Origin of the sequence: Streptomyces albicerus (assembly GCF_008905045.1) — a bacterium.
Lineage (GTDB): Bacteria > Actinomycetota > Actinomycetes > Streptomycetales > Streptomycetaceae > Streptomyces > Streptomyces albicerus.
On record NZ_VWMY01000062.1, the window covers coordinates 57,515 to 68,372 of the forward strand.

Annotated in this window: 9 protein-coding genes; 1 reads left to right on the top strand and 8 read right to left on the bottom strand. The window is 68.4% G+C overall.

The window, feature by feature from the left end; genetic code table 11:
- Positions 1-303: 303 nt before the first annotated feature.
- On the top strand, positions 304-1,173 hold the full coding sequence (locus GAS53_RS41805) for a hypothetical protein (RefSeq protein ID WP_192583503.1): 870 nt from the start codon (positions 304-306) through the stop codon (positions 1,171-1,173).
- Positions 1,174-1,257: 84 nt separating this feature from the next.
- Here the strand turns inward: GAS53_RS41805 and GAS53_RS41810 are convergent, their stop codons facing one another.
- From GAS53_RS41810 to GAS53_RS41845, 8 genes are all read right to left on the bottom strand, one after another.
- Entirely contained in the window at positions 1,258-2,013 is a 756-nt protein-coding gene (locus GAS53_RS41810) for a polyprenol monophosphomannose synthase (protein WP_151482996.1), read from the bottom strand.
- A gap of 68 nt (positions 2,014-2,081) precedes the next feature.
- Entirely contained in the window at positions 2,082-3,965 is a 1,884-nt protein-coding gene (locus GAS53_RS41815; protein WP_151482997.1) for a glycosyltransferase family 39 protein, read from the bottom strand.
- On the bottom strand, positions 3,962-5,980 hold the full coding sequence (locus GAS53_RS41820; protein WP_225859414.1) for an ArnT family glycosyltransferase: 2,019 nt from the start codon (positions 5,978-5,980) through the stop codon (positions 3,962-3,964). Before GAS53_RS41820 ends, GAS53_RS41815 begins: the two co-directional genes overlap by 4 nt.
- On the bottom strand, positions 5,977-7,026 hold the full coding sequence (locus GAS53_RS41825) for a glycoside hydrolase family 26 protein (protein ID WP_151482998.1): 1,050 nt from the start codon (positions 7,024-7,026) through the stop codon (positions 5,977-5,979). The genes GAS53_RS41820 and GAS53_RS41825 overlap by 4 nt, the downstream gene beginning before the upstream one ends.
- The gene (locus GAS53_RS41830; RefSeq protein WP_151482999.1) at positions 7,023-8,618 is read right to left on the bottom strand and encodes a glycosyltransferase family 2 protein; all 1,596 of its coding nucleotides are present in this window, start codon (positions 8,616-8,618) and stop codon (positions 7,023-7,025) included. Before GAS53_RS41830 ends, GAS53_RS41825 begins: the two co-directional genes overlap by 4 nt.
- A gap of 189 nt (positions 8,619-8,807) precedes the next feature.
- A complete protein-coding gene (gene truA, locus GAS53_RS41835; RefSeq protein WP_151483000.1) occupies positions 8,808-9,665 on the bottom strand; it encodes a tRNA pseudouridine(38-40) synthase TruA in 858 nt (285 codons plus the stop codon).
- Between the two features lie 95 nt (positions 9,666-9,760).
- Positions 9,761-10,297, bottom strand: a complete 537-nt coding sequence (gene rplQ / locus GAS53_RS41840) for a 50S ribosomal protein L17 (protein WP_151483001.1) — start codon at positions 10,295-10,297, stop codon at positions 9,761-9,763.
- A 192-nt stretch (positions 10,298-10,489) separates the two neighbouring features.
- Positions 10,490-10,858, bottom strand: a 369-nt coding sequence (locus GAS53_RS41845; RefSeq protein WP_318723514.1) for a DNA-directed RNA polymerase subunit alpha C-terminal domain-containing protein, incomplete at its 5' end; no start/stop codon positions are given.

The following is a 10,858-nucleotide window of genomic DNA, read 5'->3' on the forward strand; positions in this document are numbered from 1 at the left end:
CGAACCGCAAGAATACCTTTGCTGGCCCGTACGGGTCAAAACGCGCGGTCACCCGCAGGCGCCCGCGTGGTTTCAGGGTAGCTCCGCACGGGCACACGTGGCCCGGCCGCCCGCCACGCGATCACGGCGGCGGGCCCATGCGTGCCAGGACGCCGTCTGTACCAACCACCCGGAGATGCCCCCTTTGACCGGCGGGGGTCTGGGGGTATACGCCCCGAGAACACCGCACGCTTGTCACGCCAGGGGCTCGAGTGCTTGGTGATGCGGACCAGCACACCCCTTGTCCCGTCTAAGATGCGGCCCATGAGCTTTGGGCAGGGGGGACCCCAGTGGGGTCCCGGGGGATCGGGTTCTCAGCCGCCGCAGTGGAGCAATCAGACTCCGGACTGGGCGGCGCTGGCCGAGGCGTCCGAATCGCGCAACCGGCGCCGCAGATGGCTGCTGGTCGGCGGCGGCGCGCTCGCCACGATCGGGGTGGGCGCGGCCGTCGCCATGGCCGTCGTCTCGGCGGACGGCAATGAACAGGCCTCGAACAGACCTGCCTCCCAGCTGCCCGCCACCACGGACATCCCACCGGACACCACCGGTCCCGGCCCGACGTTCGAGGAGACCTCGGCGCCGCCGCCGCTGGACCCGAAGGACTTCATAGGCAACGTGAAGAAGGACACCGCGCCGCTCGGCCCGGACACCCTCTTCCCGGGCACGCAGCTGACGATGGGTGAGACCGTCTACAAGAAGGGCGCGCTGGCGTCCACGAAGACCTGCGCGTCGGCCGCCCAGGGCACGCTCGGCGCGGTCCTCACCAAGAACGACTGCACCCGGCTGATGCGCGTCACGTACGAGAAGGACGGGGTCGCGGTGACGGTGGGCGTGGCCGTCTTCGACACCGAGGGCAAGGCCCTCCAGGCGAAGAACGACGCCGACAGCAAGAGCGTCGTGCAGTCCCTCTCCGGCGAGGGCGTCCCCACCTTCTGTCGCTCCGCGATCTGCCGCTCGACCACCAACTCGTACGGCCGCTATACGTACTTCACGGTCGCCGGCTTCACCAACGGCAAGGACGTGACCCAGAAGGACTCCAAGGTCTTCACCACCGGCGACGACCTGGCCGAGTTCACCTTCCGGCAGATCCACCGCCGCGGCGAGGCCCAGGCCTCGGCTGCGGCCAACCAGTAGCCGGCGTTCGACCGGCGGAACGGCCGCCGACAAGCAGAACGGCGGCCCGCCCACAGGCAGGCCGCCGCCCCGGCCGTTCGCTGCTTACTGCTTGTGCTTGAGCCGCAGCTTCACCGGCACCACGGCCGACTCCAGCTGCGTGCGCAGGGTCATCTTCGAGACGCCCTCGGTCCGCTCCTCGAAGCGGATCGGGATCTCGACCGCGGAGTGACCGGCACGTACGGCCTTGAACTTGAGTTCGACCTGGAAGCTGTAGCCCGCGCTGTCCAGGGAGTGCAGGTCGACGTCGCGGAGGGTCTGGGCCGACCACAGGTTGAAGCCCGCCGTGATGTCACGGATCTTCGTGCCGAGCACCGTGCGCGCGTACCGGTTGGCGAAGCGGGACAGCAGCACACGGTGCGCGCCCCAGTCGTCGTCGAGCTGGCCGCCCTCGACGTACCGGCTGCCGATGACCAGGCCGACACCCGAGGCCACGGCGGTGCCGAGCATGCGTGGGACCGCTTCCACGGGGTGGCTGCCATCGGCGTCCATCTGCACGACGTACTGCGCGCCCTCGTCGACCGCGGCGCTCATGCCCGCGACGTACGCGCGCCCGAGGCCGTCCTTCTCGGTCCGGTGCAGCACGCTCATCCGGCGCACCCCGTCCCAGTTGTACTTCTCCGCCAGCTCCTCGGCGATCCGTCCTGTACCATCCGGACTGGAGTCGTCCACTATCTTCAAGTGGAGTCCTCTGAGCGGCAGTTGAAGCACCGCCTCGGCCATTCTCGGCAGGTTGGCGGCTTCGTTGTACGTAGGCATCACCACGGTGACAGCCACGTCCGCCCCCACGTCGTACGTCATCTTCTTTCCCCTCCCCATTCGATTGCCCCCCACCGGACGCGGGACTTCCCCGCGTCCGGAAACCCAGCTCAGGTATGAACCTTGCGCTTGGCCGCGTCGTCCTTTTCGTCGGACGAGTCATCGACCTTCGCGTCGCGCTTCTTCTCGAGGAGCACAAGCTGGAGAGACTCCAGCTTCCGCGTCTTCACGACACGGAAGTTCTTCTGGATCACGGTCGCCGTCTCGTCCGGCATGCCACTGAACGGATTTCCGTCGAGCGTCGTCGACACGATCCAGAGCCGGCCGGCCTTCGCAAGACACTTCGCGGGCTTCGGGCATTCGACCGCACCGAACGACCCTATTTCCTGCGGAGTGCGGTACATCAGCCAGTCGCGCGGACGGTTCTTGTCGTGCCGCATCTCGTAGTCCATGGCCCGGCGTTCGGACATCACACCGCTGAAGGCGATGCCGTCGCCCTTGCGCTGCTGGTCCTCGATGATCCGCGCGGCACCGCGGAAGTCGGGCTCCCCCAGCGCGTTCTGCCGGGTCTCACGGATGCCCGGCAGCGACTGGTAGGCGATCCCGGCGACCGTGGCCGCCACGAGGACCCAGCCGAAGCCGCGCCGTACCGCCGCGCCCGAACCGGCCTTCGCCCCGGCCACCGGTCCGGCGATCCTGCACACGGCCACGGCAGCGAGCAGCACCCACGCGGGAGCCGTGAACAGCAGATAGCGCGGCAGGAAGAGGTGCAGCTGCGCGGCGGTGACGTACGTCGCCACGGGTGGCAGCACGATCCAGACGGCCAGCGGCAGAGCCTTCCGGCCCGCGAAGAACAGTCCGATCGCGCCGAGCGCCATGACCGGCACGGCCACCGCCCAGGCTCCGAAGAGGTTCTTGGGGAACTCCACGAGGTCCTTGAAGACCGGGTTGTTCCAAGCGATCTGTCCGCTCTGTCCCGAACCCGACACGGCCATGGGGATGACGAAACACATGCCCAGGGTGCAGGCCGCGGCATAGGCCCAGCCCACGATCTTGTCGCCCGATCGCCGCGCGATCAGGATCATCACCAGATGCGCGCCGAGTACCGCGAGCGAGGCCAGATGGCTCCAGCCGATCAGCGGCACGGACAGCGTGTAGGCGACCCACACCTTGAACGACGGCTTGTCCAGCGCCCGCGCGAGCAGCAGCGTCGACAGCAGCACCGCGGCCACCGCGAAGGCGTACGGCCGGATCTCCTGCCCGTATCGCGTCATGACCGGCACGACGGCGAAGGCCAGTCCCGCGAGCAGTCCCACCTGGGTGGTGAACAGCCGCCGTCCGAGCAGGGCGAGCAGTCCCGCCGAGGCCGCCATGGCCACCGCGCCGGGGATGCGCATCGCGGTCGGGGAGTCCCCGGCGACGGAGATCCAGAGGTGCATGAACACGTAGTACGGCGTGAACACCACGTCGATGGAGCGGATCAGCACGCTCAGGTCGTGGAACGACAGCTGGGCCGCCCACCAGGTGGCGTGCTCGTCCCGCCACAGCTGCCGGTCGCCGATTCCGCGCAGGATCAGGGCGAAGGCGAGTGCGGTGGGCAGCAGGAAGGTCACGGCGGCAGCGAGCCGCCCGCCCTCCGGACCCTCGGGCTCCTCTTCCCCCGGCTCGTCCGCGGGCTGCTGCGGGGCGACCGGCTCCGGCGCGACGGGCTCGGCGACCTGGGCCTGCTGCTGCCCGGGAGCGGTGTACGCGCCCGGATCGGCGTACTGCCCCGGCTCGGCGTACTGCCCGGGGCCGGTGTACTGCCCGGGCCCCGCGTACGCGCCCTGCGCCGGGTCGGCATAGGTGCCCTGGTGGCCCAGGTCGGCGTATCCGCCCTGACCACCGGCGTATGTGCCCTGCCCGCCGTAGGCACCCTGACCCGCGTACGGATCCTGGCCGCCCTGGGCGTCGGGGTACCCGCCACCGTACGGAGCGGAGGCATCGAGACTCATCGCTTCACCCAAATCCGGTAGGCGTTCTCTCCGCTGCTCGTGGTGTAGGGGAACACGGCCGCCAGCCGGTAGTGGGAGTTGTTCTTCAACCCCTCCTTGACCGCCTTGTACGTTTCCGGGCTGACCGAGCCGTGCATCACGATCGCGTCGAACTTTCCGTCACGGACGGCCTGCCGGAAGGCGTCGGGGCCGGTGTACTGCTTGCCGTCCTTGCCGCGGTAGTCCATGAAGTAGGAGTTCTGCCACTGGGTCCAGTCGGTCTTGTCCCGCAGGTAGTAGGCGGGGACCTCCTGTTCCTCGGCGAGGTAGGTGCCCTTCTTGTCGACGACCGTGCGCAGGTACGTGGTCATCTGCGTGGAGTCCGGGAAGCTGTACGCGCGTTGGGCCTGCACCATGCCGAACACCAGCGTCAGGACGTACAGGAGGATCCCGAGCTGCGGATGCCGGAAGTGCGGGCCGACCAGGCGGGCCATGCCGAGGCCGGCCAGCGGCGCGGCGAAGAACAGTCCGAAGCCGACGTGCTTGTAGAGCGAGATCTCGGTCTGGAGATGGATCTGGTAGGCCGGGGCGAGCAGCGCGGTACCCGTCAGCACCAGGCCGAGCGTGGCGCGCCGCCAGCGCCCCGAGGTCTCGCCGCCGATCCACGGCATCTCGCCCATCCGCGCGCGCACCGTGTACGCGATCGTGCCGCCCAGCGCGGCCAGGAAGACGAGGCCGCCCCACTCCGCGCTGTGCTGGAGCATCGTCGCCGCCGTGTCCGTGCCCTTCGCACGGTCGGTGGTGGTGGAGCTGATGCCGCCCAGCGGCCCGGAGAAGTAGTAGCCGATCCCGAGCAGCGCCACGATGCCCGCGCCCAGCACCACACCACGGCCCAGCGAACGGATGCCGCGGTGCCGGTGCGCGGTGATCACCGCGAGGACCACCAGGGTCGGGATGTACAGACCCGACGCGTACTTCACTCCGAACGCGAGTGCGGCCGGCGGCGCCGCGAGCAGTACGGCCGCGGCTCCCATCCGGTCGGTGCGCACCACCGCCCAGGCGGACAGCGCGAGCAGGAAGACGGCGGCGGCGTCGTACGTGGCGAAGTTGCCGAGCACCATCGTCGACTGGAGCACCGAGAACAGCGCGGCGGCGCCGAGCGCGGCACGCAGATTGAACAGCCGCCGGGTGAGCGAGTAGAGCAGCCCGGTGGCACCCAGCATGAAGAACAGGCTGACCAGCCGTACGCCGGCCAGGCCGAACTGGCTGTCCACGGCGCCCGCGAGCACCGGGTACAGCTTGGGGTGTCCGGAGAAGTAGGCCGCGAAGTCCACCGGCAGCTTGGTGCCGTGCAGCAGGTTGGCCAGCTCGTAGTGGCCCGACGCGACATAGAGCGCCTCGTCCTGGAAGGCCGTCCCGCTCAGCCGCAGGGACAGCCCCGCCTGTACGAGCAGGATGCACAGCAGCACGCCGCGCCCGAGCAGCTTGCTGCGCCGTGTGTCCACCGCCCACGCCGACTCCTGCACGGGCGGCAGCGTGTAGCCGGGCTTCTGCGGCTCGGGCGCGACAGGCGCGGGAGCCGGCTCGGGCTCGACCGCGGTGTACGAGGCGTACGGGTCGTATGGCGCGTACGTGTCGTAGGTCTGCTGGTCCGGGTACGAGGTCGTCCGGCCGTGGACGTCGAAACGCCAGCTGCCGGTCTCCGTGAAATAGCCGGCCTGGTAGGCGCCGGCCTGCTGCTGCGGCGGGTAGGTCGTCTGCGCCCGGGGCCGGGTCTGGGCCTGCTGCGCGTACTGCCGCAGGCTCTCCTGCTGCGCGTACCGCTGCTGCTCCTCGTCGACGGGGGCGTACTGCTGCTGATTGCCCTGCGCATACTGCTGCTGACTGCCCTGGCCGTACTGCTGATGCTGCTGGTTCTGCTGCGGGTATCCGTTGTTGCCGTTGCCGTACTGCTGATGGCTCTGCTGTTGCCCGTACGCGTACTCGTCGTACAACTCGGAGTCGTCCGCCCATGTGGGCGTGCGTCGGTCGCTCATGGCTTCGTCACATCGAATCCGAAGCTCGAGTTCTTGGCCTGCTCCCGGAAGGTCTTCTCGGACAACGGACCGCTGTTGATGCGCCAGTCCGTCTCCTTGTCGAAGTTGAACCAGACGAACCCGATGACGTCGTCACGCTTGGCGGTCCCCTGGAAGAGGCTCTTGATGTCGGCGGGCTTGCGCTCGCCGGCCTGCGCGGCCGTCTCCGCGATGATGAACGGTTTGTTCGTGAAGACCCGGATCTGGGTCATCGTCGGCCCGTACAGCGTCTCGTACGTGTTGGGGCCGGTGGCCGCGTAGTAACCGATGACGCCGACCCAGTCGACGTAGTCGTCGCCCGGCCAGTACGGCTTGAGCTTCACCTTCGGCATCGGGTGGGTGACGTTCGGGCTCCACACCCAGATGACCTGGGTGGCGCCCTCGTCGTCGAAGATGTCGTGGATGTGCTTGTACGCGGCGGTGAAGTCCGCCGCGCTCGTCTTCTTGGTGCCCCACGGGTACCAGAAGCCGTTCATCTCGTGCGCGAAGCTGAGCGCGACGGGCAGGTTCAGCTCCTTGACGGACTTCGCGTACTCGCGGATGTACGCGTCCTCCTTGCCGGAGGCGATGTCCTTCATGCTCGTCTCGAAGGGCTCCCAGGCGATGAACGACACGGAACCGTAGTCCCAGGAGTTCTGCACGAGCTCCTGCTCGTACTGGTCGCCCCAGGCGGAGTAGAACTCGATCAGGTTCGGCTTCTTGCCCGCCCGCTTCGCGAAGTCCTCGACGGCCTTCATCTTGGCGGGGGCACCGTCCGCGGCCACGCCCAGGTAGTCCTTCGCCGGCTGCAGCAGCGGCCGCACGTCGTACGGCGGCTCCGGCTTCGCGGACTCGGTGGCCTCATCGGTGCCCTCGGCACCCGGCTTCTCCCCCTGGCCGCGCTCGTACTGGTCTCGGCCCTCCTCGGAGAACGTGCTGCACCCGGCCAGCAGCGCTCCGGCGAGGAGCGTGGCGGCGAGCGCCCGCACGGGACGTGATGCCCGCACTCGGCGTACGGAAAAACTCATGCGGTCGCTTCCTGCACTTCCTGGGCACGCGGCTGTACGAGGACACGGCCGACGACCATCGCGTAGAAGAGGCCGGCGGACAGCATCAGCGCGAAGTCCGGCGGATAAAGGGTGAGCATGCGCCAGGCCGCGACGACCACCCAGACCACGGCGGTGCCGCCGGTCCAGAAGATCATGCAGTTCCAGTAGCGGCGCATGCCGTTCTTCTTGGCGCCCGCCGAGCCCGTGGGCTTCCAGCCCATCGGGCGGCCCCGCAGCACGTCCCAGACGGCGAAGACGTGCGACCAGCCGTACATGATCCGGACGGCCCAGGCCTCGAGCCGGTACGGCGCCCGGTGCCACAGCGGCAGCACCAGCGTGACGTACGCGACGCTCGGCAGTACCCAGAGCGCGGCCTCGGCGCGCAGCAGGTCGGGCCGCAGGATCATCAGGGCGAGCGGGATGACCGGCGCGATGAACGTGGCGAGCGCGGTCTGAAGGTAGTAGAGGAAGCCCGACACATAGCAGAGCCGGGTCTTGAACTTGAGGTCCATCTCCCAGAACCGTCTGCTGGTGAGCAGCTCGAGCGAGCCCATGCACCAGCGGTACTGCTGGTTGTGGAAAGCGCCGGCCGTGTCCGGGCACACACCGGCGGACAGCGCGACGGGCACGTAGCGCAGCTTCCAGCCGAGGGCCCTGAGGTCGAAGCCGGTGTACATGTCCTCGGAGTGCTCGATCAGCGTGATGCCGTTGGTCTGCTCCAGGGCCTTGCGCCGGTAGACGGCGCACGAGCCGACACAGATGGAGCCGTCCTTGTCCTCACGGGACGTCTGTACGGACCGGTAGAACTGCTCCTGCACGGCTCCGGCGCCGCGCTCGATCCAGTTCTGCCGGTCGACGATGCGGAAGAACTGCGGCGACTGCACGATGGCGACCTTCTCGTCGTCGTCCATGTGCGGCAGCAGCTCGTCGAGCAGGTCGGCGCGCGGCGCGAAGTCGGCGTCCAGGATGAGGATGTGATCGCCGTCGGTCTTCTCGAAGGCGTGGTTGAGGTTGCCGGCCTTCTTGAACCAGCCGCGGTTGGGCCGCACCACGTAGTGGAACCCGAAGTCGGCGGCCATCGCCCCGACCTCTTCCTCGGCGGCGTCGTCCAGGACGTACGTCTTCACGACGCCCTGGTAGCTGCCGGCGAGCCGGTTCACATGGACCCAGGTGTTGTGGAGCACCTCCAGCGGCTCACCGCACACCGGCAGGAAGATGTCGACGCTCGGGTACACGGCCGGACGCCACTGGCGTACGAGGCGCTTGTGGCCCTTGATGTCGAAGTCCTTGCTGAGCCCGTCGAGGTACAACGAGATCAGGTAGTCCGCGATGATGAACGCCAGCAACGGCAGCGTCAGCCAGAACCACGGACTGGACGCCGTGAACAGAAACTGGCTCATCGCCAGACACGCGAAGCTGATCAGCGAACCGACCGTCAGCACCCACAGGTACCGACGCGAGTACGAGTACTTCTCGACGTCGTCCGGCGGCGTCGGCAGGAGCCCGTGACTTTGCGGCGTCCTTTTGCGCTTCCTGTTCTGCGGAACACGAGCAGTCCCCACTGCACTCATGCACAACCCCCGGGGCCATTCCGGCCCGTTACCCCCACCCAAACCCGGCTGATCCCTAATCGAACCTTCAGCCGAGCAGCGGAATCATAACCGAGTTTCAGAGGTTACGTCCGAACGTACGTGTTACGCAGGGGTTTCATCACACGGCACAGTGGGCATACGTGTCCACTTGTCCCCCATCGCGGGAGCTCAGCAGCACCCGGCCGCGGGCAATGACCGCCGGTTCCGCGCCTCCTTGTTGCGCGCGGCGAGCAGCTCGTCGGCCGGATACCCGACCTCTTCGAGCGTCAGCCCGTGCGGCCGCACCACATGCACGGCGGAGTCCCGCACCCCGGCGGCAAGCACCTTCCCGGGCCAGTCGGCGCCGCGATGCCCGTCCCCCACGAACAGCAACGCTCCGATCAGCGACCGCACCATATTGTGGCAAAAGGCATCAGCCCGCACGGTGGCGGTGATAATCCCGTCACTCCCCCGCTCCAGACTCAGCTCCTGCAGCGTGCGAATGGTGGTGGCGCCTTCCCGCTTCTTGCAGTAGGCGGCGAAGTCATGCTCCCCGAGAAGCCCCCGCGCGGCCTCGTTCATGGCCTCGACATCGAGCGGCCAGTCGTGCCAGAGGACGTGATTGCGCAGGAGCGGATCGACTCCACCGGGGTTGTCGGTGACGCGGTAGGCGTACCGCCGCCAGACGGCCGAGAACCGCGCGTTGAAGCCGCTGGGCGCCTCCCTGAGCGCCCACACCCGCACATCCTTCGGCAACCGCCCGGCAAGCCGCTTCAGCAGCTTCCCCCGCTGCTCGCCCCAGACCCCCTCGGGCAGATCGACATGCGCCACCTGCCCCCGGGCATGCACCCCGGCATCGGTCCGCCCGGCCACGGTCAGCTCGTACGTGGTCCCGCGCGACCGCGTAACCGTACGCAGCGCGTCCTCGATCTCCCCCTGCACGGTCCGCCGCCCCTCGGCCTGCTTGGCCCACCCGGAGAACTCGCTCCCGTCGTACGAAAGATCCATCCGCACCCGCACGAACCCGGGCTCTACCTCGTCACTCACACACAGATCCTCTCAGGGCCACATCGTCTCCGGAAACGCGAAAGCGGGCCCGCCCCGGGAAGGGGCGGACCCGCTCAAGACCGCGAGACGAAGCCTCAGGCGTCCTTGGACTCCTCAGCGGCGTCCTCGGCCGGCTTGGCGTCCTCGACAACCTCTTCGGCAGCCTCGGCCTCAACCGGAGCGTCCTTCGTGAGGGCGTCCTTCTTGAAGGTGTCTTCCTTGACGGCACGCTTGGTCGCCGCCTCGGCCTCACCGGTGGCCTCCTGGGCCACGGTCAGGGCCTCCACCAGCTCGATGACAGCCATGGGCGCGTTGTCGCCACGGCGGTTACCGATCTTGGTGATACGGGTGTAGCCACCCGGACGGTTCTCGTAGCGCGGGCCGATCTCGGTGAAGAGCGTGTGCACGACGCTCTTGTCCGTGATGACCGAGAGCACCTGACGGCGGTTGTGAAGGTCGCCCTTCTTCGCCTTGGTGACCAGACGCTCGGCGTACGGCCGCAGCCGACGGGCCTTCGCCTCGGTCGTGGTGATGCGGCCGTGCTCGAAGAGCGCCTTCGCAAGGTTCGCGAGGAGCAGCTTCTCGTGCGCGGCACTGCCGCCCAGACGGGCACCCTTGGTGGGCTTCGGCATTTCTTTCTCCTTGGCATCTGCCCCGGCCGTATGAGGTACCGGGGTCAGGACCCGGCGAGCGGACGCTCACCGGCAACAACCAGCCCCTCCCGCGAGAGAGGGGCGGGACCCGCGCCCCCGTAAGGGGCGCGGGGAACTGCGCGACCAGCCAGAGCGGGCCCGCAGCCGAAATTCGGCCTCCTCGCGGAGCGCCTAGTACTGCTCGGTCTCCACAAAGCCCGCGTCCGCATCGTCGTCGGCACCAAAGGCGTCGGCGGCGGCGGTCGGGTCGAATCCGGGCGGGCTGTCCTTCAGGGCCAGGCCCATCCCGGCCAGCTTCGCCTTGACCTCGTCAATGGACTTCGCACCGAAGTTACGGATGTCCAGGAGGTCGGCCTCGCTGCGCGCAACCAGCTCACCCACGGAGTGGATGCCCTCACGCTTGAGGCAGTTGTACGACCGAACGGTGAGCTCCAGCTCCTCGATCGGCAGGGCCAGATCGGCGGCGAGGGCGGCATCCGTCGGGGACGGACCCATGTCGATGCCTTCGGCGTCGATGTTGAGCTCACGGGCCAGCCCGAA

What these genes read in the sequence shown, in the direction of transcription:
- GAS53_RS41830 (WP_151482999.1), bottom strand. Translation starts at nt 8,618, where the DNA reads ATGAGTGCAGTGGGGACTGCTCGTGTTCCGCAGAACAGGAAGCGCAAA.
- rplQ (WP_151483001.1), bottom strand. Translation starts at nt 10,297, where the DNA reads ATGCCGAAGCCCACCAAGGGTGCCCGTCTGGGCGGCAGTGCCGCGCAC.
- GAS53_RS41825 (WP_151482998.1), bottom strand. Translation starts at nt 7,026, where the DNA reads ATGAGTTTTTCCGTACGCCGAGTGCGGGCATCACGTCCCGTGCGGGCG.
- GAS53_RS41810 (WP_151482996.1), bottom strand. Translation starts at nt 2,013, where the DNA reads ATGACGTACGACGTGGGGGCGGACGTGGCTGTCACCGTGGTGATGCCT.
- GAS53_RS41815 (WP_151482997.1), bottom strand. Translation starts at nt 3,965, where the DNA reads ATGAGTCTCGATGCCTCCGCTCCGTACGGTGGCGGGTACCCCGACGCC.
- GAS53_RS41820 (WP_225859414.1), bottom strand. Translation starts at nt 5,980, where the DNA reads ATGAGCGACCGACGCACGCCCACATGGGCGGACGACTCCGAGTTGTAC.
- GAS53_RS41805 (WP_192583503.1), top strand. Translation starts at nt 304, where the DNA reads ATGAGCTTTGGGCAGGGGGGACCCCAGTGGGGTCCCGGGGGATCGGGT.